21 protein-coding genes are annotated in these 24,135 nt (G+C 71.2%); 15 read left to right on the forward strand and 6 right to left on the reverse strand.

Annotated elements, in window-relative coordinates; translation table 11 throughout:
• Positions 1 to 11 precede the first annotated feature (11 nt).
• The 5 genes from AW273_RS16800 to AW273_RS16820 all read left to right on the forward strand — a co-directional run bounded on the left by AW273_RS16800 (position 12) and on the right by AW273_RS16820 (position 5,277).
• Positions 12 to 1,151 (forward strand): YcaO-like family protein, encoded by a 1,140-nt coding sequence (locus AW273_RS16800; protein WP_062349267.1) that lies wholly within the window; start codon positions 12 to 14, stop codon positions 1,149 to 1,151.
• Positions 1,151 to 2,362: a TfuA-like protein gene (locus AW273_RS16805; RefSeq protein WP_062349268.1), complete on the forward strand. Its 1,212-nt coding sequence runs from the start codon at positions 1,151 to 1,153 to the stop codon at positions 2,360 to 2,362. The genes AW273_RS16800 and AW273_RS16805 overlap by 1 nt, the downstream gene beginning before the upstream one ends.
• A complete protein-coding gene (locus AW273_RS16810; RefSeq protein WP_062349269.1) occupies positions 2,362 to 3,474 on the forward strand; it encodes a cytochrome P450 in 1,113 nt (370 codons plus the stop codon). Before AW273_RS16805 ends, AW273_RS16810 begins: the two co-directional genes overlap by 1 nt.
• Positions 3,471 to 4,460, forward strand: coding sequence for a methyltransferase (locus AW273_RS16815; protein WP_063909991.1), 990 nt, complete (start codon positions 3,471 to 3,473; stop codon positions 4,458 to 4,460). Before AW273_RS16810 ends, AW273_RS16815 begins: the two co-directional genes overlap by 4 nt.
• Positions 4,461 to 4,581: 121 nt before the next feature.
• A complete protein-coding gene (locus AW273_RS16820) occupies positions 4,582 to 5,277 on the forward strand; it encodes a response regulator transcription factor (RefSeq protein WP_157555857.1) in 696 nt (231 codons plus the stop codon).
• Here AW273_RS16820 and AW273_RS16825 read toward each other — a convergent pair.
• The 4 genes from AW273_RS16825 to AW273_RS16840 form a co-directional block, all read right to left on the reverse strand.
• Positions 5,252 to 6,625, reverse strand: coding sequence for an NAD(P)/FAD-dependent oxidoreductase (locus AW273_RS16825; protein ID WP_157555858.1), 1,374 nt, complete (start codon positions 6,623 to 6,625; stop codon positions 5,252 to 5,254). The genes AW273_RS16820 and AW273_RS16825 overlap by 26 nt on opposite strands.
• Positions 6,625 to 6,900, reverse strand: coding sequence for a PqqD family protein (locus tag AW273_RS16830; RefSeq protein ID WP_062349273.1), 276 nt, complete (start codon positions 6,898 to 6,900; stop codon positions 6,625 to 6,627). The genes AW273_RS16825 and AW273_RS16830 overlap by 1 nt, the downstream gene beginning before the upstream one ends.
• A 13-nt stretch (positions 6,901 to 6,913) precedes the next feature.
• A complete protein-coding gene (gene stsB / locus AW273_RS16835) occupies positions 6,914 to 8,356 on the reverse strand; it encodes a StsB family radical SAM/SPASM domain sactipeptide maturase (protein WP_062349274.1) in 1,443 nt (480 codons plus the stop codon).
• A gap of 80 nt (positions 8,357 to 8,436) precedes the next feature.
• Entirely contained in the window at positions 8,437 to 8,727 is a 291-nt protein-coding gene (locus AW273_RS16840) for a StsA-related sactipeptide RiPP (RefSeq protein WP_030454943.1), read from the reverse strand.
• 194 nt (positions 8,728 to 8,921) lie between these two features.
• On the opposite strand from AW273_RS16840, the gene AW273_RS16845 reads away from it, so the two are divergent.
• From AW273_RS16845 to AW273_RS37920, 8 genes are all read left to right on the forward strand, one after another.
• A complete protein-coding gene (locus AW273_RS16845; protein WP_034385328.1) occupies positions 8,922 to 9,122 on the forward strand; it encodes an aroma-sacti cluster domain-containing protein in 201 nt (66 codons plus the stop codon).
• A 35-nt stretch (positions 9,123 to 9,157) separates the two neighbouring features.
• Positions 9,158 to 12,250, forward strand: coding sequence for an AAA family ATPase (locus AW273_RS16850; RefSeq protein ID WP_198168185.1), 3,093 nt, complete (start codon positions 9,158 to 9,160; stop codon positions 12,248 to 12,250).
• The gene (locus AW273_RS16855; protein ID WP_198168186.1) at positions 12,247 to 13,137 is read left to right on the forward strand and encodes a S8 family serine peptidase; all 891 of its coding nucleotides are present in this window, start codon (positions 12,247 to 12,249) and stop codon (positions 13,135 to 13,137) included. Before AW273_RS16850 ends, AW273_RS16855 begins: the two co-directional genes overlap by 4 nt.
• On the forward strand, positions 13,127 to 13,726 hold the full coding sequence (locus tag AW273_RS16860; protein WP_063909992.1) for a GAF domain-containing protein: 600 nt from the start codon (positions 13,127 to 13,129) through the stop codon (positions 13,724 to 13,726). Before AW273_RS16855 ends, AW273_RS16860 begins: the two co-directional genes overlap by 11 nt.
• Positions 13,727 to 13,892: 166 nt before the next feature.
• Positions 13,893 to 16,496 carry a helix-turn-helix transcriptional regulator gene (locus tag AW273_RS16865; RefSeq protein WP_062349276.1) on the forward strand — a complete coding sequence of 868 codons (2,604 nt, stop codon included), beginning with the start codon at positions 13,893 to 13,895 and terminating at the stop codon, positions 16,494 to 16,496.
• A gap of 61 nt (positions 16,497 to 16,557) precedes the next feature.
• Complete coding sequence (locus AW273_RS16870; protein ID WP_198168187.1) at positions 16,558 to 17,748, forward strand: MFS transporter; 1,191 nt, start codon at positions 16,558 to 16,560, stop codon at positions 17,746 to 17,748.
• 236 nt (positions 17,749 to 17,984) lie between these two features.
• Complete coding sequence (locus AW273_RS37915) at positions 17,985 to 18,236, forward strand: hypothetical protein (protein ID WP_198168188.1); 252 nt, start codon at positions 17,985 to 17,987, stop codon at positions 18,234 to 18,236.
• 336 nt (positions 18,237 to 18,572) lie between these two features.
• Positions 18,573 to 18,833, forward strand: coding sequence for a hypothetical protein (locus AW273_RS37920; RefSeq protein WP_062349279.1), 261 nt, complete (start codon positions 18,573 to 18,575; stop codon positions 18,831 to 18,833).
• A 67-nt stretch (positions 18,834 to 18,900) separates the two neighbouring features.
• Here the strand turns inward: AW273_RS37920 and AW273_RS16885 are convergent, their stop codons facing one another.
• Positions 18,901 to 19,563: a DUF305 domain-containing protein gene (locus AW273_RS16885; RefSeq protein WP_063909993.1), complete on the reverse strand. Its 663-nt coding sequence runs from the start codon at positions 19,561 to 19,563 to the stop codon at positions 18,901 to 18,903.
• 167 nt (positions 19,564 to 19,730) lie between these two features.
• On the opposite strand from AW273_RS16885, the gene AW273_RS16890 reads away from it, so the two are divergent.
• Together AW273_RS16890 and AW273_RS16895 are read left to right on the forward strand one after the other, a co-directional pair.
• Entirely contained in the window at positions 19,731 to 21,500 is a 1,770-nt protein-coding gene (locus AW273_RS16890; RefSeq protein ID WP_198168189.1) for an LVIVD repeat-containing protein, read from the forward strand.
• Between the two features lie 123 nt (positions 21,501 to 21,623).
• Entirely contained in the window at positions 21,624 to 22,964 is a 1,341-nt protein-coding gene (locus tag AW273_RS16895) for a cytochrome P450 (RefSeq protein WP_062349281.1), read from the forward strand.
• Here AW273_RS16895 and AW273_RS16900 read toward each other — a convergent pair.
• Positions 22,961 to 24,112, reverse strand: coding sequence for an acyl-CoA dehydrogenase family protein (locus AW273_RS16900; RefSeq protein WP_062349282.1), 1,152 nt, complete (start codon positions 24,110 to 24,112; stop codon positions 22,961 to 22,963). The two genes, AW273_RS16895 and AW273_RS16900, sit on opposite strands and share 4 nt — an antisense overlap.
• Positions 24,113 to 24,135 lie beyond the last annotated feature (23 nt).

The raw sequence follows: 24,135 nt of genomic DNA on the forward strand, positions 1-24,135 counted from the left end.
GGGGCGAGACGATGTCCGACACGACCTGGCTGCGCTCGGAGGCCGACGCCTCGAAGGTGCTGTTACCCGGCACCGACCGGGCGGTCGGACCGGCCCGGACGCTGGAGATGGCCGGGCGGGCCGCCCCGTTGGTCGGGATCACCCGGGTGGCCGACATCACCCGGCTCGACCACATCGGCATCCCGACCTTCCAGGCGATCCGGCCGGCGTCCCGCACGCTGGCGGTCTCCCAGGGCAAGGGGGTCACCCCCGACCTGGCGAGACTGTCGGCGATGATGGAGTCGATCGAGCTCTGGCACGCCGAGCAGCCGATGCACGCCCACACCGTCTCGCCGCCGAGGGAACTCGACCTCGGCTACGACGTGGCGGCGCTGCCGCTGTCGTCCCCGACCGTCCTGCACGAGGGGCTGCCCATCGCCTGGGTGCCCGGCCGGTCGCTCGTCGACGGAAGTGAGACCCTGGTTCCCCGTGACACGGTCGTGTTCCGGCTGACCCGCAGGACGGGCTGGAACGCGCCGGTGTTCTTCGAGTCGACCAACGGCCTGGCCAGCGGGAACACGCTCGTCGAGGCCACACTTCACGCGCTCTACGAGGTGGTCGAACGCGACGCCGTCACCGGATGGCTGACCGGCCGCGACAAGGGCGAGATCGTCGACGCCCGGTCGATGGGCGCACCGGTGATCGACGTGCTCTGCGAGCTGATGGCCCGCGCCCGCGTCACGATGGAGTGCCGGTCGGTGCCCTCGCCCACCGGGCTCTCCGTCTTCGTCGTCAGGATCACCTGCGACGACTATCCGCCGCCCTTCATGGGCTACGGGTGCCATCTCAGCGCCGAGATCGCCCTGTCCCGGGCCGTCACGGAGGCGGCGCAGTCGCGGCTGGCCTACATCTCGGGCGCCCGCGACGACCTCAAGGCGGGCGCGCAGAGCCAACTGGCCGGCGAATATCCGGCGCTCGTCGAGGGCGGGGCCGGGATCCAGGAGGCGCCCGCGCGCGGAAGCCTCGTCGACGACCTGGACGACGTCGTGAAACGCGCCGCCGTCGCCTTCGGGCACGCGCCCATGGTGGCCGACCTGACCCGCGCGGACATCGGCGTGCCGGTGGCCCGCGTGCTGGCCCCCGGCAGCCGCGTCATCCCGGAGGTGTTCTGATGAAGGTGGTCGTCTACACGGGACCGACCCTGTCGGCCGACGACGTGCACGCCGTCCTGCCCGGCGCCCGCGTCGTGCCGCCCGCCGCGCGGGGCGACCTGCTCAAGGAGGAGTGGAGCCCCGACGACACCGCCATCATCATCGACGGCTACTACCGCGAGCGGCTGTCCGTCGGGCACAAGGAGATCCTCTGGCTGCTCAACGAGGGTGTGCACGTCATCGGCGCGGCCTCGATGGGGGCGCTCCGGGCGGCCGAGCTCGCCCCGTTCGGGATGACCGGGGTGGGCGAGGTCTACGAGATGTTCTCCTCCGGCGCGGTCGACGGCGACGACGAGGTCGCCGTGCTGCACGGCCCGGCCGAGCGCGGCTACCCGGTCGCCACGGTCGCCCTGGTCAACCTCCGTCACGGGGTGGCCCAGGGCACGGTCGACGCCGGGACGGGCGAACGGATCGTCGCCGCCGCCAAGGCGCGGCCGTTCACGCACCGGTCGTGGGAGGAGCTCGAAGAGGCGGTCGATCCGGCCGACCGGGCGGCGCTGGCCGTACTGAGAGAAGAGAAGTGGGACGTCAAACGGCTCGACGCGCTGGCGGCCCTGGAGGCGGTGGCCGGTCCGGGAACCGACGTCGCCGGGGCCTGGTCGGCCGACATCGCGCTGACCGGGATCACCCACTACGAGGCGCTGAAGTGGCGGTCGGCCCGCGACCTCGACGTCATGAACGCCGCCCGGCTGTTCGCGCCGGAGTATCCCGAGGTGCACACCTCCGTCCTGGCGGAACTGCTCGCCGGCTTCGGCGGCGAGACCCATGCCCGGGAGAAGCTCGGCGTGTACGGCGACGAACTGCCCCCCGAGCTGGCGAAATGGCTGACCCCTCACGAGAACGTGCTCGGCATGGCCGAGCGGCTCCGCCTCGTCATGACGCGGGTCTGGCCGGTCTGGCAGTCGGAGGACTGGCGGCGGGCGGTGCTCGACCGGCTGCGCCGGCACCCGAAGTGGCCCGAGTGGAGCGACCTCGTCGACGCCGCCGAGACGGCGCGGGCCACGGCCAGGGCGGCCACGCCGCCGCCGGAGTTCTGCGCCCGGTTGTTCCTGCGGCACTGGAAGACCGCGCCGCCGCACGTCGAGATGGCCCGGCGCGGCTTCTACGGCATGGACGACCTCGGCCGCACCGTCACGCCGTTCTTCCCCCTGGACGCCCAGCGGGGACGCTGATGCGGATCCCGCGTGCGGATCCCCATCCGGTCCTCCACCGGATGCGCGAGGAGACGCCGGTCGTCAGGATCGGCGGCGCCTGGTATCTCACCCGGTACGCCGACGTGCAGCGGGCCCTGCTCGACCCGGACATCGGGCGGCAGGTCGTGGTGCACGAGGGCGTGGACGACCCGCTCGCGATGGTGCGCCGGAACATGTTCAACCTCGACCCGCCCGACCACACCCGGTTGCGGCGGCTGATGGCGCCCGCGTTCGGGCCGCGCACGGTCGCGCGGCTCGACCGGCGTATCGGTGAGATCACCGCCGAGCTGGTCGCCGGCCTCGACGGCGAGGTCGACGTGATCGAGCAGCTCGCGCTGCCGCTGCCGATCCTGGTGATGGCCGATCTCATCGGCTTCCCCGCGGCGGACGCGGCCCGGCTGCGGGTCTGGAGCGACGCGATGTTGCGCAGCTACCACGCGCCGAGGATCAGGGTGGCCGGGCTGGCCTTCGTCCGCTACATCGAGAAGCGCGTGGCGGAGCGGCGCGAGCAGCCGCGCGGCGACCTGCTCACCCGCCTCGCGCTGAGCCCCGAGCTCGACCACGAGGAGCTCGTGTCGAGCGTGTTCCAACTGGTCATGGCGGGGGACGAGACGACGGTCAACCTGATCGGCAACGGGGTGCTGGAACTGCTGCGGCATCCCGGGGAACTGCGCAGGCTGCGCGCGAACCCCGAGCTGATCGACTCGGCGGTCGAGGAGATCATGCGGTTCAACGGGCCGGTCGGGCATTCCCGGCCGCTCTACGCGCTCACCGACGTGACCTTCGGCGACGTGGTCGTCCCCAAGGGCGACCTGATCGTCCCGGTGCTGCTGGCCGCCAACCGCGACCCGGCGGTCTTCCCCGACCCCGACGTGTTCGACGTCGCCCGCACCCCCAACCGGCATCTCGGCCTCGGCCACGGCATCCACTTCTGCCTGGGCGCGGCGCTGGCCCGGCTCCAGGCGCGGGCCGCGATCGGCGCGCTGGTGCGCCGCCCGCTGGAGCTCGCCGCCGATCCCGACGGCCTGGAGTGGACCCCCGACCTGTTCATCCACGGCGTGCGCCGCCTTCCCCTGCGAGTGGGCCCATGAAGAATCTCTCGGCCATGGCCTTCGGCTTCGCCGGTTCCCAGATCCTGTACGCCGCCACGAAGCTCGGCCTGCCCGACGTGCTGGCCAGAGGCCCGATCGACGCCGGGGCCCTGGCCGGTCGGGTGGGGGCCGATCCCGAAGCGCTGCGCCGTCTGCTGCGCGCGCTGGTCGTGCTCGACGTGGCCGTCGAGATCCCGCCGGACCGCTACGCCCTGTCGGCCTTCGGCCAGCCGCTGCGCACGGGCCACCCCCGGTCGATCAGGTCGAGCGTGCTGCTGCTGGGCGACCCGGCCACGTGGCGGGCGTGGGGCGCGCTGACCGAGTCGGTGCGGACCGGCGAGACGGCCTGGGACCACGTGCACGGGAAGCCGCTCTTCGAGCACCTCGCCGGCGCGCCGGAACTCTCCACCGTCTTCAACACCGCGATGCGCGAGGGCACCGGCCAGGTCGCCGACCTCATCGCGTTCGACTTCTCGGGCCGGACCGTCGTGGACGTCGGCGGCGGCAACGGCACCCTCCTGGCGTCGATCCTGGCGCGGACCCCCGACGCGCGGGGTGTGCTCTTCGACTCGGCCGAAGGCGCGGCCGACGCCGCGCACGTGCTGGCGGAGGTCGCCGACCGGTGCCGGGTCGAGCACGGCGACTTCTTCGACGCCGTGCCCGACGGCGACGTCATCGTCCTCAAGGGCATCCTGCACGACTGGGACGACGACACCTGCGTCCGGCTGCTGCGGGGGTGCCGCAAGGCGCTGCGGCCGGGCGGGCGGTTGCTGGTCGTCGAGCCGGTCATGCCCGAGCGGCTCACCGCGGAGGAGGCGCCGGGTGTGGTGATGAGCGACGTCGCGATGCTCGTCTACACCGGGGGCCGCGAACGCACCCGGGCGGAGTTCGCCGCCCTCCTGGCCGCCGCCGGCTTCACGTTGACGCAGGTCGGCGAGCGTCTGGGCGGGTCGTCGATCAGGGTCGTGGAGGCCGCGGGAGACTGAGCCGCATGAGTATGCCGGGCCTGCGGGCGGCTCTCATGAGTAAGTTCACTGCTCTGGTGAGCATTTTCATATGCGCGCATCCTGTGCCTGTGTTGCAGAAACGGGCAATTCAGGTGGTCAGGTGACACATCAGGCCGAATTGGCCCTCTCGGTCGAGGCGATGCCCGTCAGGGTGGTCGTCGGCGATCCGGACCGGGGGGTTCGGGCCAGGCTCAGAGGATCGCTGCACATGGGCAACGGCGTCCACGTCGTCGGCGAGGCCGGCGCCGGGACCCGGCTGAGCGACCTGGTCGCCCGGCAACGGCCACGGGTGGTCGTGGTCAGCGCCGCGCTGCTCGACTCGGGGGTCGACTTCGCCCTCGCGGTCGAGGCGCTGACACGCTGCCGCACCCACGTCGTGCTGGTCGCCGACGAGCTCGACGAGGAGTTGCTCGGGCGGGCGCTGCGGGAGGGGGTCGGCGGGTTCGTCCACCGCCGCTCGCTCTTCGCCGAGATCGTGCCGGCGATCCGGCTCGTCGCGGCCGGGCACACGTTCATCTCCACGGCGATGATCACCCGGCTCAGAGACCGCATCGCGGGCGCGATGACCGGGGTCGACCACCACCTGGCCGCGCTCACCCGCCGGGAGGCCGAGGTGCTCGCCCTGGTCGCCACCGGCCTGTCGAACGCCCAGATCGCCGACCGGCTGGGCATCGGGGCCGGGACCGTGCGGTCACACCTGGCCAGGATCCTCGACAAGCTCCAGGCGGCCAACCGCGCCCACGCGGTCGGCATCGCCTACGAGCTCGGCTTCATCGCGCCCAGGCGAACTGGCTGATCGCCTGCTCGGCGGTCAGCGGCTCGGCCAGGTCGTCGACCATGGCCCGGAAGACGGCATGGTGGTCGCGGACGGCCGGGATGAGCGCCTGGCCGTGGAACAACTCGGCGGCCAGCCCCGGGCTGCTCAGCACCGCCCGGCCCACCTTGGCGTTGCCGCCCTTGCGCGGCTCCGCCACGGCCATCCGCCACGACCGGTCGGCCACCTCGGCGACGGCCCGCTGACCGGGCCCCTCCTTCGCGATCCGCGACGCGGTCATGGCGGCCACCGACATGCCGTGCGAGTAGACCGGGTTGACCGTGACGACGCTGTCCCCGACGGCCAGGAAACCCTCCGGGAGTTCGGCGTTCTCGAAATAGCGGCGCCGGTTGGCGGTGTCGTGACAGGGGCGGATCGGCCCGGCGGGTTTCGCCTTCGCGATCAGGTCGGCGATCACGGGGTCCCTGAGCTCTCGCGCGTACGCGAGGAAGCCCGCCTCGTCGAGTGGGGGGTCGCCGGTCATCGTGACGATCCACCGGCCGCCCTCGATGGGGAACAACGTGCCGCCCCTGGCGGGGGCGTATTTGGGGTGGACCATCACGGCGGGGATGTCGCCTGGGCCCTCGTAGAGGCGGGTGGCGTAGGAGACCCCGGACGGGACCCTGACCTCTTCGATCGCCGGGACGCCGAGTGCGGCCAGCCAGCCGGGGGCCTGGGAACGCCGGCCGGTGGCGTCGACCACAAGATCGGCGCGGATCAGTCCCGTTCGGGCGATGTCCGGCAGGTCGGCGAGCGTCGCGCCGGTCGTGGTGCGGAGTCCCGTGACCTCGCTCGGCCGGCCTGTCGTCTGGGAACCGCTCGCGCCGGTCGTGGCGCGGAGCCCCGCGACCTCGCTCGGCCGGCCCGCGAGGGTTCCGCCGGGTGTGGTGGCGACGCGGACGCCGGTGACCTTCCCCGCGTCGCCGGTCAGGCCGGCCGCCCGCACCCCCTGGACGACCTCTATGCCGGCGTGCCTTCTGACCACCTCGTCCAGGAGCGGCCGGCTGCAGGCGATCAGGTCGGCCTCGGTGCGGACACGGTGGAACCAGCCCTCGCCGGAGAAGATCAGGCAGTCGCCGGGCATGTTGCGGCGGTGGGCGCCGGCGTTCAGGAGGTCGTCCACGACCCCGGGCAGGAGTTCGTCCAGGGCCCGGATGCCGCCGGTCACCAGCACGTGGTTGTGGTGGGACTGCGGCAGCCCCCGCCTCGGGCGGGGGCCGGCCGGGTAGTGGTCGCTTTCGAGGACCACGACCTGGTCCGCGTGCCGGGTCAGCGCGACGGCGGCCAGCACCCCGGCCAGTCCGCCGCCCAGGACCACAACACGGGTCATCACGCCTCTTCGAGGAGCATGCCGTTCTCGACCATCGAGCCGATGAACTGGTTGACCTCGGTCACGATGCGGCGGCTCACGGCGTCGTTCCCGCGCGCGTAGGCGCGGGACATCGACAACGCGATCGGCTCGCGCTCGCCGGTCTGCTCGACCATCATCCAGATCTTGGAGCCGGTCTCGTTCAGGGTCGAGAACGCGCCGGTCTCGGTGTGGTAGAGCGACACGCCGTCGGCGGTCTCCTGCCAGATCACGGCGTCGCTGATCGTCAGTGCCATCGTCACTCCTTGCTCAGACCGGGGTGATGGGGAGCAGCTTGCCGACCTTGATCGGCTCGCGCATCGGCGGGACATAGCGGGTCCAGTCATCGAAGACCGGGTGGATCGTGTCGTCGGCCACCAGGCGCGGGGTGGTCATGACGTCGTTGCCCGCGGCCAGGTCCGCGCCGGTCGCGCCCGACTCCAGCCAGAGCTGGGTGGCGATGCCGTGGCGCAGGATCCGGCACTGGTGGCGGCTGTTGCGCTTGATGTCGAGCGACTCGGCCATGTGGGAGGCCCGGCAGCCGCCGCCGCACGACGCCTTGATGTAGCAGCGGGCGCAGTCGGCGTGGTATTCGCCGCCCAGCACCGAGCTGGTGCGCATCTCCTTCAGCACCGGCGCGCCGAAGATCTCGGCCAGCGACTGCTCGCGCACGTTGCCCGCGTAGTGCTCGTGGCCGGTGACCAGCTTGCACGGGTAGACGTCGCCGAGCGAGTTGATGTAGATCTCGTTGCCGCCCATGCCGCAGTTGGCCTTCACGGCACACGGGCCGAGCGGCCTCGGGCCGTCGGGGCTGAGCTTGCCGGCCGCCGGGGAGGTCCACGCGATCTCCTGGATCCGCATGTGGTCCTGCCACCCGAAGTCGGCCTTGTCGGTCACGCCCCGGCCGAGCTTGTTGTGGTACATCAGCCGGATGCTGTGGACCTCCAGCCCCTCGACGAACTGGGCGAAGTCCTCAAGCTCGTCGATGTTCTCCGACGTCACGATGTGGTTGATCTTCGGGACGACGCCCACCTGGTTCAGCAACCGGAGCGCCTTGTGGGTCTTGGCGAACGAGCCCGCGCCGCGGGTGCGGTCGTGCGTCTCGGCGGTGCCGCCGTCGACGCTCACGGTGACCGAGTTGAACAGGTCGGCGAACCGCTGCGCCGTCTCCAGCTTCCTGATCATCGTCGCGTTGGTGACGATGTTGCACTTCAGGCCCAGTGACCTGGCGTGCTCGACGATCTGGAACAGGTCCTTGCGGAGCATCGGCTCGCCGCCGGTGAAGATGACGTACTCGGCGCCGAACTCGGCGATCTCCTCGATCAGGCGCAGCGACTCGGCGGTCTTCAGCTCGTTCGGGAGGCACTTCTCCGACGAGGCGTAGCAGTAGGGGCAGCGCAGGTTGCAGCCGTCGGTGATCGCGTAGTAGGCCTGCTTGAGCTTCGGCTCCTGGAAGGCCACGTTCGGGCGGTGGCCGTCGTAGTAGACGACGTAGTTCAGGATCAGCTTGGCCAGGGCCTTCTCGTTCTCCAGCGTCTCGTCGAGGGGGAGCGCGCGGGCGAGGGCGGTCAGCACGCCGAACTCCCGCGACGTCAGCACCACCCGGCCGCCCGAGTGCGGGTTGACCACGAGACGTCTGTCGTCGTGTACGAAATAAGTGAGGCCCTCGGGGACCTCGAACAGGGCGCGGTTCTTGACCAGCTTCCCCGGCATGTCGCTCTCCCTCCCTCGTCACCGCGTGGACGCGGCCCCGCTTTCGGCGTCCGGGGCCGCGTCCGCGAACAGGCGTTTACCTAGTTGGCCGCACCGGAGCCGGAGCCCGACCAGGCACCGCAGAGGCAGTCGGCCGCAGCGGCCATCGTGTGGGCGACGACCTCGGGCTCGGACCACTCGCCGTCGGCGCTCGCGCCGGCCGAGACACCGGCCAGCACGCCCGGGAGGGCGTTCGGCAGCTTGTCCTTGAGGGAGATGAGCAGGTCGACCTCTTCACGGGTCAGGGTGGCGAACGCCTCCTCGACCTCGGCGGCGAGCTGGGAGTTGAGAATGCCGGCCTGACGCAGTTCCTCAGTGGGATCGAAGGACATGCCTTCACCTCTCTAGCGATTGGGCTTGCGTTGCGAGTCGAGTATGTGCCGGTGACGCGCGGGCCGGACAACCCCACGAATGTGGGCTGACCTGCTGCGAAGACCCCACGAATGTGGGGTTGGCCGATCGCCTGGTTCGCTTCCAGACTTACGCAAAAGCGGACTTTTCAGACGTGACGCGGTGAGGACGAGTGATGAACAGAACCGGTTCGGGGGCGTACGACGCACTGGCCGACCTACGTGCCGCAGGGCACCCCATCGACCTGCTCGACGAGCGGCAGCGCGACGTGTTCGCCTCGCTCAACCAGACCGAGGTCACCCTGCTCAACTCGATCAAGAGGCGTCTCGACGACGTCGCGCCCGAAGTTGAGGGCCAGGAATTGAAGCTGGTCTGAGCATGCAGGGGTCGAGGCCGGCGCGTCGTCACATCGTGGTCCTGTTCATCGACCTGTCCGGGTCGACCGAACTCGCGGAGCGTCTCGACCCCGAGTTGCTCATGCAGATCCTGGAGCGCTACTACGCCGGATGCCGGGAGGCGATCTTCGCCAACGGCGGCGTGATCGAGAAGTACATCGGCGACGCCGTCATGGCCGTCTTCGGCATCCCGCTCAGCCGCGAGGACGACGCGCTGCGCGCGGTGCTCGCCGCCCACGGCGCGATGAAATCGGTGTACGAGCTGGCCGACCAACTGGAGCGGACCGTCGGCGTCCGCATCGGGGCGCACGTCGGGGTGGCGTTCGGCGAGGTCATGGTGGTCGGCAACACCGGCACCGACGTCCGCGTCATCGGCGACACGGTCAACACCGCCGCCCGCATCCAGTCGGCCGCGAAGGAGGGCGAGATCCTCCTCGGCGACGACGTCGCCCGGCTGGTCCGCCAGCACGCGGTCATGGAGGAGGTCCCGCCGCTCACGCTGAAGGGCAAGAAGGACCCCGTCCGCGCCTGGCGCCTGGTCGACGTCGAACCCGACCGCGCCGGTGAGGCGGGCGCCGACACCGTCCCGCTGATCGGCCGCGACGAGGAGCTCGCCCAGCTCACCCGCCTGCACGAACGCGTGATCAGGGAACGGTCGTGCGGGATGGCGACCCTCCTGGGCGTGCCGGGCATCGGGAAGTCGCGGCTGGTGCGCGAGTTCCTGCACCGGCTCCCGCCGGGCGTGCGGGTGCTGACGGGGCGCTGCCCGTCGTACGGCATCGGCGCGACCTACCGCCCGATCGCCGAGATGCTCGAAGACGTCAACGGCGACTGGCCCGCGGTCGCGGCGGCCGTCGGCCCCGACGGTGAGCGCACCCTGAGAGCCCTGGCGGGCAACGGCCAGACCCCGGGCGTCGCCGAGATCGCCCGCGCGGTCCGCAGCTTCCTGGAGGTGATGGCCGACAGCCGCCCGCTCGTGGTGGTGCTCGACAACCTCCAGTGGGCCGAGCCGACCCTGCTCGAACTGGTCGACGACTGCGTGGCGTGGTTGACCGACGTGCCGGTGCTGTTCGTCTGCGTGGCCCGGCCGGAGATCTATGAGCTGCGGCCGGGCTGGGGCGGCGGCATCACCTGCGGGATGTCGCTGGAGCTGGGGCCGTTGGGCGGTGACGAGATCGCGCGGCTCGTACGGGAACTCGTGAACGAGCGCGCCGAGGTGCTGGCGCACGCCGACGACACGCTGCACCGGCGGGTGGCCGTCAGCAGCGACGGCAACCCGCTGTTCGCCGAGCTGATGCTGGAGACGCTGACCGAGGGCGACGGCTCGTTGCCGCCCACGATCACCGCGCTGCTGGGCGCCCGGCTCGACCGGCTCGGTGGCGACGAACGCGACGTGCTGGAGCGGGCCGCCACCATCGGGCAGAAGTTCACCCTCGGCCAGGTCGAGATGCTCGGCGCGGGCATGTCGTCCGGGACCTCCGGCGGACCGGCCCGCAGCCTCCAGCGCGACCGCCTGATCAGGCGCGGCGGCCAGCCCGGCGCCTACGAGTTCACCCAGACCCTCACCCGCGAGACCGTCTACTCGCTGACCAGCAAGGAACTGCGCGCCGACTGGCACCGCCGCCTCGCCGACTGGCTCGGCGAGCAGGAGGCCGCCGACGACACCCCGTTCCGGAGCTGGACGTCCGGCGACATCAGCCGCCACCTGCTCGCCGCCTGCCGCTTCACCCGTGAGGTCCGCCCCTTCGACCCGCTGCTCGACGAGCTCACCGACCGCGCCGCGACCGCGCTGATCCGCGACGGCGGCGAGGCCCTGCACCGCAGGGACCTCCCGGCCGCCATCGCCCTGCTCGAACGCGGCCGGGAGATCCTGCCCAAGGGCCGCGAGGAGCACCGCCGGCTGGCGATCCTGATCAGCGACGCGGAGCTCGCGCGGGGAGAGGCGTTCAACGCCGCCGCCGCGCTCGACGTCGCCGAAGAGATGCTCCCCGGCGACGCGCGCACCGCGCTGACCTGCACGATCCAGCGCGAGATGCTGGGCGTGCGCACCGGCCGCGGCACCGACCCGGAAGCGCTGAGAGACCGGCTGGAACCGGCCGACGACTTCGGCTGGTGCCGCTTCCACCAGCTCGAAGCCTGGACGCACATCGACGCGGGCCGGTTCGGCGCCGCCGACCGGGCGCTGCGCGACGGCCTCGCCCGCGCCCGCGCGATGGGCGACCGCTACGAGGAGGACCGCCTGCTCGGCGGGTTGTGCGAGCTGGTCCAGTGGTCGCCGACGCCGGTCGGCGAAGGCCTCGCCCTCTGCGCCGACCTGCTGGAACGGTTCGTCGGCGACCGAGCGCTGCTGGTCCCGGTCCTGCTCACGAAGGCCCGGCTGCTCGGGCTCTCCGGCGATTCGGCGGCCGCCCGGGAGACCCTCGACACGGCGGCCCGCTACGTCGACGAGCTCGACCTGGGCCTGCCCGCCATCGCGGTCACCCAGGTCCGCGGCCTGGTCGAGTCCCTGGCCGGCGACCACGAGCAGGCCCGCGCGCTGTTCCGCGACGCCGCCGCCGCCCTCCACGACGCCGGACACGGCGGCGCGGCCACCACGCTGGAGATCTACGCCGCCCGCGAGACCCTGAGAATGGGCGACCCCCGATCGGCCGCCCGCGAACTCGCCCGCCGCGAGGGTCCGCGCCAGCTCAGAGGCGAGGTCACCGCGCTCGCCCTGCGCGCCGCCATCACCGCCCAGTCGGCCACCCACGACCCCGGCCCGATCGCCGACATGAGCACCGGGGGAAGCGCCGACCCCACTGCCGACATGAGCACCGCCAGAAGCGTCGAACCAGGCGCCGACCGGAGCGCCGCGTGGAATGTGGACCCTACGGCCGACCGGGGTGCGGTTCTGGCGGAAGCCCTGCGCCTCGCCGATCGGGCCGCCGAGCTCGTGGAGACGACCGACGATCCCTGTCTGCGCGGGGACATCCTCGTCGAGGTCGCCCAGGTCCGGCGGGCGGCCGGGGGCGACCCGTCCGGGGCGCTCCGCGACGCGCTCGGCGCATACGACGACAAAGGGGCGAGTCTGCTCGCCCACCGGACCCGCGACCTGCTGGGGGACCTGTGACCCTGACGCCGACCAACCCGCCGCTGCCGCCCTGGCGGCGGGCCCAGCGCGACCACTTCCCCGGAGTGCCGGCCTGGGGGCTGGCGACCCGCCGGGCCGCGCCGGAACCGTTCGAGATCAGCCGCCTGGAGTCGGTCGACAAGGAGTGGGCCTACGGTGGCGCCGACGGCACGGGCGTGCGCGTCTGCGTGCTGGACACCGGCGTCCAGGCCGACCATCCGCACGTCGGCGGGCTGGAGGCGTCCTACCAGGTGGTCGCCGACGACGCCGGGAGGTCGTCGGTCGTCGAGTGTGAACCGCACGACCCGGCCGGGCACGGCACCGCCTGCGCGTCGGTGATCCGCCAGGTCGCGCCGGGCGCCTCGATCAGCTCGCTGCGGGTGCTCACCGACGGCAAGAACGGCAGCGGCGACGCGTTGCTGACGGGCCTGCGGTGGGCGATCGAGGCCGGCTTCGACGTGATCAACATGAGCCTGTCGACCACGAAGTCGGACTTCCGGCACACCCTCCAGGAGCTCGCCGACCGGGCCTACTTCCGGCGCTGCCTGCTGGTGGCCGCCGCGCACAACATGCCGGTGCTCAGCTTCCCGTGGACGTTCTCCTCGGTGGTCAGCGTGGCCAGCCACGACCAGGCCGACCCGATGACCTACTTCTACAACCCGTCGCCACCCGCCGAGTTCCACGCCCGCGGCGTCAGGGTCCCGGTGGCGTGGGCGGGCGGCAAGGTGGTGCGCAGCACCGGCAACAGTTTCGCCGCCCCCCACATCGCCGGGATCTGCGCGCTCATCCTGAGCAAGCACCCCTGGCTGACGCCGTTCCAGCTCAAGACCGTGCTCTATCTCGCCGCGGACAACACCACGCAGAACGGAGAGCCTGATGTCCTCTGAGGACTTCGACAGCACCGAACGCAAGTTGCTGCAGTCGATCGTGGAGGTGGCCCGCCACATGTTCGGCGCGGCCGCCGCGTCGATCTTCCTGGTCGACCCGGAAACCGGCGAGCTGGTCTTCGAGGCCGTCTCCGGCGAGGGGGAGAAGGAGCTGGTGGGCAGCCGGTTCCCGGCCGGGACGGGCATCGCGGGCTGGGTCGCCACCAGCGGCCAGCCGATGGTCGCCGACGACCTCAAGACGACCACGTTCGACCAGGACGCCGCCGAGTCGACCGGCTACGTGCCCGCCACGATCATGGCCGCGCCGCTGATCAGGTTCGAGGAGTGCGTGGGCGTGCTGGAGGTGCTCGACCGGGCCGAGTCGCGCAGCGACCTCGACGACATCGAGTTGCTGGGCATGTTCGCCACCCAGGCCGCCTGTGGCCTGGAGTTCCTGCTCCGGGTCAGGCACAGCGAACCGCGCGCGCAGATCGACCCGCAGGTCGTGCTGCGGCGGCTGAGCGACCGCCCGCCCAGCGGCGACGGCCCCCGCGACGTCGCGGCGCTGAAGCTGCTGGCACTGGCCGACGAACTGCTGACCCTTTCCTGAGGGCGGGTCCACCACTGGAACCACGGCCGCGTCGCGCGTAAATACCCTCGCCCCTGGCTCCCGGCAATGACCGAATTGCGCCAGATTTCTGACATTTCTTGACATGGCGCCAGTCAGTCAAGCTCTCGTCTACTCGAATCGTCACCGCGGCATTCGAAGGGACGAAATGGGACCTGACGCGCGCCCCAGAAGTTCATGGCCGCTCGTCGGACGCGCCGCCGCCCTGCGTGTCATCACCGAATCGGCGGCGCAGCCGGACGTCGAAGGCGTCGTGGTCGTCGGCCCGCCGGGGGTGGGCCGCACCCGACTGGTCAAGGAGGCGGCGACCCGGCTGACGGCCGCGGGTCACCCCGTCTCCTCGGCGACCGGCACCCGGGCGGCCGGCACGATCTCGCTCGGCGCCCTGCTCCACCTGGCCCCGCCGGGCGACGCGGCCGGCACCTTCGCCCGGATCGTGGCACGGTTCGGCGCCCCCGGCGGACGGCGGCCGGTGCTGGTGGTCGACGACGCCCACCTGCTCGACCCGGCCTCGGCCGCGCTGGTCTTCCAGCTCGCCGTGCACACCCGCACGTTCGTGGTGCTGACCGTCCGGCAGGGCCAGGCCGCGCCCGACGTGGTCACCGCGCTCTGGAAGGAACGGGTCGCCCGCCGGGTGGAACTCGGGCCCCTCGGCGACGACGAGATCGACACCGTGCTCGAACGCGGCCTCGGCGGCCCCCTCGACGCGGTCACCCGGCGCAGCCTGCGCCGCCTGTCGGCGGGCAACCCCCTGGTGTTGTACGAACTGGTGCAGTCGGCCCTGGAGGGAGGGTCCCTCCGTACCGTCGACGGCCTGTGGCACCTGGAGGGGCACCTGCGGGTCACCGGCCGGCTGGGCGACCTCATCGAGGCCCAGATGGACGTCGACGACGCGGCCGTGCTGAGCGTTCTGGAGGTGCTGGCCTGCAAGGAGCCGCTCGGCCAGTCAGTGGTGGAGTCGATCACGGGCCACGCGGCGGTCGTCGAGGCCGAACGCCGGGGGCTCGTTCTGCTCGAACGCTCCGGCCAGCGTATCCAGACCCGGCTCACCATCCCGGCCTACGCCGGAGTGATCAGGGCCCGGATGCCCCGGGCGCGGCACCGGGCGATCTGGGAGAGCCTGGCCGAGTCGCTCGCCAAGACCCCGCGCCGCCGCGCCGACGACGCGCTCGAACTGGCCGTCTCGCGGCAGCGGGCCGGGCTCGGCTCCTCGGTGGGGGAACTGCTCGCGGGGGCCCGCCAGGCGGCCGAGCACCTGGAGTTCGACATGGCCGAGCGGCTCGCCATGGCCACCCGCGAGGCCGGGGGAGGCGTCGACGCCGACCTGACGCTGGCCGAGGTGCTGGCCTGGCAGGGCCGCTACGAGGCGGCGGCCGGGATGCTGCCCGAGCCGGAGGAGTGCGTCGACGAGGAGAGCTCCGACCGCCGCGCGATGTTGCAGGAACGCATCGACTACTGGCACCGCGAGGCCGCCCCGGCCGGCGGCCACCCGCCCGGCGAACGCGCCGCCGAGGCGGTGTCGACGTGGATCGTCCTGCTGGAGGGCGACGTCGCCCGGTCGATCGCGGTCGGGAGCGCACTGCTGGCCCTGCCCGACCCGCAGCTCCCGCCCCGCGCCGTCACCTGGGCCGCGACGGCGGTCATGGTGGCCGCGGGCCTCACGGGCGACCGGCGGCTCGTCGACCAGGCCGCCGCGACCGGGCTGCACATCGCCGTCGAGCACCGCAACACCCTGCCGCGGGCCCAGGCGCAGGTGCGCAGCGTGCGGTGCGTGGCCCTGGTGTTGTCGGGCGCGCTCGTCGACGCCGCCGCCGCCGTCGAGGCGGGCTACCAGGAGGCGGTCCGGACCCAGCTCCCGCAGACGGTCGGCATCTGGACGGGCCTGCGCGGCATCGTCGCCAAGGCCCAGGGCCGGACGACCCTGGCCCAGCAGGCGCTCCGCGAGTCGATCGTGCTGCTCGAAGGCCACGACCCGCTCCGCCTCCAGCGTCTCTACCTGTCGGAACTCGTCGGCGCCCACGCCATGGCGGGCGACACCGCCGGGGTCGACCAGTGGCTGGCCCGGATGGAGGAGACCCCGGCCCCGCCCGGCGCCCTGGTCGACCCGTGGATCAACCGCAACCGCGCCTGGGCCGCCGTCGCCGCCTCCGACCTGCCGCTCGCCGCCGACCGCGCGCTCACCGCCGCGAAGGAGGCCCGCCGGGCCGGCGCGCCCCTGCTGGAGGCGCACGCCCTGGCCGACGCCTGCCGGATGGGCGCCGCCGGCGCGGCCCGCGACCGCCTGGCCGAACTCTCCGTCACCACCCCGACCTCGGTGACCAGGGCGTTCGCCGCCATGGCCGCCGCCCACGCGGAAGAGGACCCTGATCTGCTGCTGGAGTCGGCCGGAACGCTGGCCCGCCTCGGACACACGCTGGCCGGGGCCGAATGCGCCGCGACCTCCTATCGGTTACTCGTGGCGGCCGGACGACGGACGGCCGCCACCAGCGCGCAGACGCTGGCCAGGGAACTGCTGACCGACTGCGGCGGGGCGAGGACGCCGCAGTCGGACCTGTCAGGCGATTCCACGCTGACACCGCGGGAGCTCCAGATCGCCAAGCTGGTGGCGTCGGGCCTGTCGGGCCGGGCGGTCGCCGACCGGCTCGACCTGTCGTTGCGGACGGTCAACAACCACCTGGGCCGGGTCTACACGAAGCTCGGGGTGTCGGGGCGACGGGCGCTGGCCCAGGTGCTCGGCTCGACCGAGGCGTGAGTCCGGCCCACCTGTGACCCCCGCTCGGGGCGGTGGCCGGGCGCGTGCGAGCATGTCGCGGGTGAAAGCGCGACCGCAGGTCATGACCCCGGGCCTGACCTTTCTCTTCGCCGTCGCCGGAGGCGCGGCGGTCGGCAACCTCTACTGGGCCCAGCCCCTCCTCGACTTCATCGCCGCCGACCTGGGCTCCTCCACGGCCGGTGCGGGCCTGCTGGTGACGGCCACCCAGGTCGGTTACGCGGTGGGCATCCTGCTCTTCGTCCCGCTGGGCGACGTGCTCAACCGGCGGAAGCTGATTCCGCTGATGCTGGTGGTGTCCGCGGTGATGCTGGTGCTGTGCGCGCTGGCCCCCACGTTCGGCCTGCTGCTGGGCGCGATCACGCTCATGGGGATCACGACCGTGGCCGGGCAACTGCTCACCCCGCTGGCGGGCGACCTGGCCGATCCGGAGCGGCGCGGCCACGTGGTCGGCGCCGTGACGGCGGGCATCCTGACGGGCATCCTGCTCAGCCGGACGATCAGCGGCCTGGTCGCCGAGTTCGCCGGTTGGCGCACCATCTTCCTCGCGGCGTCGGTCCTGGCCCTGATCCTGGCGCTGCTGCTCTACCGGGCGGTCCCCGAGATGGAGCCCAAGACCCGGCTGCCCTACCACCGGTTGATCGCGTCGGTGTTCTCGTCGGTCCGTCGCGAGCGGGTGGTCCGGTGGACCCTCGCCCTCTCCTGCACGGGCTTCGCGATCTTCACCATGTTCTGGACGTCGCTGACCTTCCTGCTGAGCTCGCCGCCCTTCGACTACCCGGTCTCCGTGATCGGCCTGTTCGGCCTGGCGGGCCTGACCGGCGCTCTGGCCGCCCAGCGGGCGGGCCGCCTGCACGACCGGGGCTGGTCGTTGCCCGCGACCGGGCTCGGCTGGGTGGTGGTCCTGGTGTCGTTCGGCCTGGCCTGGTTCGCCGGCCGGTCGGCGGCGCTCGTGGTCGTGGTCGTCGTGCTGATCGACGCGGGGATGCAGGGCCTCAACATCCTGAACCAGACGCGCATCTTCGCGGTGTCCCACGAGGCCCGCAGCCGGCTGAACACGGCGTTCGTGACGGGCAACTTCGTGGGCGGCGCGATCGGATCGGCGGCGGCCTCGGTGTTGTGGTCGGTGGGGCAGTGGCGGGCGATCTGCCTGGCCGGGATGGTCGCGTCGGTCGTCGCCCTGGCGATCTGGGCCGTCGGCAGGCGGAGCGCGCTCGTCGTTACCTCCGTGTGAAGGGCGAACTCCCCGCACCACGGCGAAAGTCGCCATTTTGATCTGTGTCCCTCTCACGCCTCTTTCCTGAAGGTCAATGAACGGCCTCGCGTGACGTCCCCAGGGAAATCAAACCCAACATCGCACACAACCTCCGCAAACCACCTTCAAATCGGCGCATATCGCTCGCGATTCCGCCCCGACAAGAAAAAAGTAGAAGTGTAAACCAACGTCGGGACGATCCAGAGGAGAAGCCCATGGACGGAAAGCGGCGAGTCGCGATGGCGGGGGCCGGGTTCCTCGGCGCGGCGGCCCTGGTCCTGGCCCCGGTGTCGGCGGCGTCGGCCGCCGAGGCCGCGACCCCGGCGACCACGACGGCGGCGAGCACGTCGGCGATCGTGTTCCCGACCTACCATCACTGGGACGACTACGGGCACCACCACAACCACCACAACCATCACAACCACCACAATCACCACCACAACCACAACCACGGCTGGTGGTACTGAGGCGGTCTCCACCGCCCGGGTGATCGCCCGGGCGGTGGATCATGTTCGGGGAAGGCCGGTGGCATAAGGGCCGCGTAAGTGCTTTACCGACACGTGGTGGGCCGGACCGTCGCCGCCCAAGGGCTTCCCGAACATTCTCCCCATTCGGCCCCAATCGACCCCCATGTGCGCCGCACTTGGACGTAGCCCAATAAGCCGTACATAAAAGCACCCCCTCAACCCGCCCCCAGAACCTCGCCCGCCTCCCGTCAAATGAAGGCCACGCCCTCTCGCGCCGCTTGCCGGTCGTCGGGAAGCCTGGAGGGGCAAGCCAGGCGAATCCTAGGAGGAGAAGCCATGTACGGTAAGCGAGTCGCGACGGTGGGGGCGGGAGTCCTCGGTGCGGCGGCCCTGGTCCTGGGGCCCATCTCAGCGGCGGATGCCGAGACGGCCACCACCGCGACCACTACCGCGGTGAGCACGGTCACCCAGCCCGCGTCCACGACCTACGACGACTGGGACTGGGACGACGACTACTACTACGACGACTACTACTACGACGACTGGGACGGCTGGGACGACGACTACGTCGTCGAGGAGTACTACTACTGGGACTAGCCCCTAGCGGCTCCCGCCTCCACCGCCCGGGTCATCACCCGGGCGGTGCAGGTCTCTCCGGGGCGCCTCATTCGATCGGGCCGCCCATCGTGGCCAGCAACTGCTGCATCCGGTCGATCTCGATGCGCTGGTCAGAGTCGATGTGGGTGGCGAAGACGTAGGTTTCGGTCTCCTGGCCGCCGTCGGCGGCGAACAACTTCTCCACCATCTCCAGGGCGCCCATGTGGTGGCCGATCATGAACTGGGTGAAGAGACGGTCGAACTCGCCGTCCTTCGCCTTCTCCAGCCGGTCGAACTGGTCTTCGGTGAGCATCCCGGGCATCAGTTCGCCGGCCCCGTGGCCGTGGTCCGTCGACGGCACGTCCTGCCCTCGGGACGTCAGCCACTTCCGCATCTGCGTCATCTCGTCCTCCTGCGTGGCCGAGATGCGCTTGGCGATCAGGGTCACGTCGCGGTTCTTGGTGCGCGAGGGCACGAGCGAGGTCATCCGGAGCGCCTGTCCGTGGTGGGGGATCATCCCCTGGAAGAAGATCACGTCGGCGGCGGTGAACGGGGCCTCGCTGACGGAGGGCACGGCGGTGCCCGGGAGCGTCCTGCCGGCCTGCCCGGGAGCGCCGGGCTGGACGACCACCGGCGCGTTCGGGGCCGGAGGCGGGGCGTCCTCGCTGCAACCGGCGAGGACCAGGCCGGAGACCAGCAGTAACGCGCTCAGGTGACGCAATTGGCTCATGGTGTGGGGCTGCTTCCGCTGTACCGTCGGCATCTGTCCGGAAAAGTAGATATGTCTACGTATAGAACATCAAGACCCTTTCGGTTTACGGTACGCGGTGAAATACCACATAGGACCGCTGCCCTGAAATCCAGGGCGGCCGGTTTCCAACTTGAAGGGACGGCCCCTTGCGACTACGCACTCTCGGGGTCATCGCCGCTGCCGGAGCGTTAGTGGCGGGCTTCCTGCCCACCGCCGCGCAGGCCGCCGATGATCCGCGTGTCGGCCTCGGAGCCGGCTGGCTGGACGCACAGTCCGCCGCCAGCGGCCTCGAACTGACCAAGCACAACGACAAGCCCGCCGGGTTCGTCAACCCCGACAGCCCGGGCAGCTCCTCGTTCGCCAACTCCGACCTGGCGTTCAGCGGGAACTACGCCTTCGCGGGCAACTACAACGGGTTCAACATCTACGACATCAGCACCGGCGCCGATCCGGTGCTGAAGACGTCGGTGGTGTGCCCGGGTGGTCAGGGTGACCTGTCCGTCTACGGGAACCTGCTGTTCATGTCGGTCGAGGAGACCCGCGGCCGCATCGACTGCGGCACGCAGGGTGCTCCCGGCACCGTGAACCCCGAGCGGTTCCGCGGTGTCCGCGTCTTCGACATCAGCGACATCAACGCCCCCACGCAGGTGGCGGCCGTGCAGACCTGCCGTGGTTCGCACACCCACACGGTCGTGACCAGCCCCAAGGACAAGAAGAACGTCTACGTCTACGTTCAGGGCACCTCCAGTGTCCGGTCCGGTGACGAGCTCGCCGGTTGCGCCAACACCGCGGCGACCGACCCGAACACCTCCCTGTGGCGGATCGAGGTCATCAAGGTCCCGCTGAAGAACCCGGAGACCGCCGCGGTCGTGGCCCAGCCGCGCCTGTTCGCCAACCCGGAGACCGGCGCGATCGACGGCCTGCAGAACACCCCGCCGACGGCGCAGCACCCGTCGGGCACGAACTGGTCGCCCCGCCCCGTGACCAACCAGTGCCACGACATCACCGCGTACCCGGAGATCGGGCTGGCCGCCGGAGCCTGCGCGGGCAACGGCATCCTGCTCGACATCAAGGACCCGGAGAACCCCAAGCGCCTGGACGCGGTCGCCGACCCGAACTACGCCTACTGGCACTCGGCGACCTTCAACAACGACGGCACCAAGGTCGTCTTCACCGACGAGTGGGGCGGGGGCTCCGGCGCTCGCTGCCGTACCACTGACCTGCCGTCGTGGGGTGCCAACTCCATCTACAACATCGTGGACGGCAAGCTGGTGTTCCAGAGCTACTACAAGCTCCCGGCGCCCCAGACGACGGCCGAGAACTGCGTGGCCCACAACGGCTCGCTGGTCCCGATCCCCGGTCGCGACATCATGGTCCAGGCGTGGTACCAGGGCGGCATCTCGCTCTGGGACTTCACCGACTCGGCCAACCCGAAGGAGCTCGGCTACTTCGACCGCGGCCCGGTGAACGCCGCCGCGCTCGTCCTCGGTGGCTTCTGGTCGGCGTACTGGTACAACGGCCAGATCTACGGCACCGAGATCGCGCGTGGTTTCGACGCCTTCAAGCTGGTCCCGACCACCGCCGTGGCCCAGGAGGAGATCGACGCCGCGAAGACCGTCACGCTGAACCTGTTCAACGCGCAGGGCCAGCCGCGTCTGTCGTGGGAGTCGAGCTTCGAGCTCGTCCGCGCCTACCAGGTGCAGGCCGAGCGCGCCGGTCTGGACAAGCTCCAGGCCAAGGCCGTCGACGCCCTGATCGACGAGGCCCAGCGTCTGAAGGACCGTCACAAGAAGCTGCTGGCTTCGGTGGCCCTGAAGACCGCCGCCGCCCTGCTGAAGAAGTCCGACCCCGCTCAGGCCCGCCTCCAGTCGGCCCTGATCGACCTGTCGAAGACCGTCCTCAAGGGCGGCCGGTAGTCCCTGAGTAAGTGATCGACGCGGGCGGGTCCTCCCCTGGGGGCCCGCCCGTTCACATGAAGTTTTCTTGATCGGGCCCTGGACCGCGCATACGCTCCGTATCAGCGGACGGAAAGTGTGGGCATGGCGAAGACGTTCGACACCTCGCTGCGGATCGACGCGGCCGGGCCACGTGGCATCCCGATCGTCAACAACCTCCGATTCCTCCGGCACAACGCCTGGTACGCCCTCGACCGCGTCGCCTCCCGGTTCCCGGGCCCCGTCATCCCGCTGACCGGCGGAAATGGGTCGGTCGTGTTGCTCCGCGGCGAGGAGGGCGCACGCGGTTACTTCACCGAGAACGACGTGTTCGAGCGGCTCAGCGACGGCATCTTCGCCCTCCCGAAGGGCCGCCCCTGGTCGAAGATGTTCGACGCGGTCATCACCTTCAACGGCGACCGGCACCGCCGCTCGCGCCGCCTGCTGATGCCGATCACGCACAAGAGCGCGATGGACCACTACGGAACGGTCTTCGCCGAGACGTTCAAACGGTCCCGCTTCGCGCGGGGCGACGGCGAGCCGTTCGACATGGCGGCCGAGTTCCTCGACGTCACCCGCGCGAACATGCTGGTCTGCCTGCTCGGCATCGACGTCGACGAGGCCAACGTCCGGCTGGCGAACGACGTCGCGCGGTTGCTCCGGGCCTTCCAGAACCCGCTGGTGCTGCTGTTCCGGAGCGAGGCCGCCTGGACCCCGCACGGCCGCTGGTTGCGCCACCTGGCCTCGGTCTACGACCGGCTGGAGCTGCTCATCGAGCGCAAACGCGCCGACGAACCGCGACGCGACGCCCTGTCGATCCTCTGCCACACCGTCGACGAGAACGGCGACCGGCTCAGCACCCCGGAGATCGCCGGTGAGCTGCACGGCCTGTTCGCGGCCGGTTTCGAGACCACCGCCATGTCGATGACGTGGGCGCTGCTGACGATCCTCGGCACCCCCGGCCCGTTCCCCGGCACCGAGCACGACCTCGACGCGGCCGTCCGCGAGTCGCAGCGGCTGATCCCGACCGTCCCGTTCAGCCTGCCGCGCCGGGTGGCCCGCGACATCGAAGTCGGGCCCACCGTGATCCCGAAGGGCGCGCTCGCGTTCGCCGCGCCGCTGCTCGAACACCACGACCCGGCGTCCTTCCCCGACCCGGGGGTCTACCGCCCGTCCCGCTGGACCGGCGCGAAGGTCTCCCCCTACGCGTTCCTGCCCTACGGCGTCGGCCAGCGCCGCTGCCTGGGCGCGTCGTTCGCCGACCTCCAGATCCGCACCACCCTGGGCCTGATGCGCCGGCCGTCGCTGCTCACCACCGAGGTCGACTACGTCATCAGGTCGGGCGCGACGGCGTTCCCCGGAAGACCCGTGTTCGTACGGACCGGCCCGCCCGCCCCCGCTCCCGGCCCGGTGACCGGGAGCGTGCGACGTCTCTGGGCGGCCTAGACGAACGCGCTCTCGCCCGTGACGGCCCGGCCGACGATCAGGGTGTTGATCTCCCGGGTGCCCTCGTAGCTGTAGATGGCCTCGGAGTCGGCGACGAACCGGCCCATGCCGTAGTCGAGCACGATCCCGTTCCCGGCCATGATCTCCCGCCCCCACCCGACGGCCTCGCGCATCCGGGCCGTGCAGAACGCCTTGGCCAGCGCCGAGTGCTCGTCGCGGTAGACGCCGTCGTCCTGGAGTTGCGCCAGGCGTACCACCATGCCGAGAGAGGAGGTCACGTTGCCGAGCATGCGCACCAGCAGATCCTGCACGAGCTGGAACGACGCGATGGGCCGCCCGAACTGCTCGCGCTCCTTCGAGTACGCCAGCGCCCGCTCATAAGCGCCGATCATGCACCCGACGGCCTGCCAGGCGACGCCGCCCCGCGTCTGCCGCAGGATCGCCGCGGTGTCCTTGAACGAGGAGGCCCCGGCCAGCCGGTTCTCCTCCGGCACGAGCACGTTCTCCAGCGTGATGTCGGCGTTCTGGACGGTCCGCAGAGCGATCTTGTTCTCGATCTTCGTGGCGGTGAACCCCGGGGAACCGCGGTCGACCACGAACCCCTTGACCTGCCCGTCGCCCTCGTCCTTGGCCCACAGGATGACGTGGTCGGCGAACGTCGCGTTGCCGATCCAGCGTTTGGCCCCGTTGAGCACCCATGTGTCGCCCTCACGACGGGCGGTGGTGCGGAGTCCGGCGGCGACGTCCGATCCGCCGGTCGGCTCGGTCAGCGCGAAGGCGCCGATCTTGTTCATCGCGGCCATCCGAGGGAGCCAGCGCTCCCGCTGCTCATCGGAGCCCAGCCGGGCGACGCTGCCCATGGCCAGGCCCGCGTGCACCCCGAAGAAGGTGCCCCACGAGGGGTCGACCCGGTTCATCTCCAAGACGACGAAACCGGTCAGCAGGCTGCGCGCGCCCTGGAAGGCGAGGCCCGCGACGTCGAGTTTGCCGAACTCGGGCACGAGCTGGTGTGGGAACTCGGCCCTGGTCCACTGGTCGTCGGCGATCGGCGCGACCCGATCGGTCATGAACTCGCGTACCCGCTCGATGACGTGCTTCTCATCCCCGTCGAGCAGGTCGGCGTACGCGTAGAGATCCCCGTTCGTCATGCCTCACCCTTGCCCGGGAGGCA

This window comes from Herbidospora yilanensis (genome assembly GCF_001570565.1).
Lineage (GTDB): Bacteria > Actinomycetota > Actinomycetes > Streptosporangiales > Streptosporangiaceae > Herbidospora > Herbidospora yilanensis.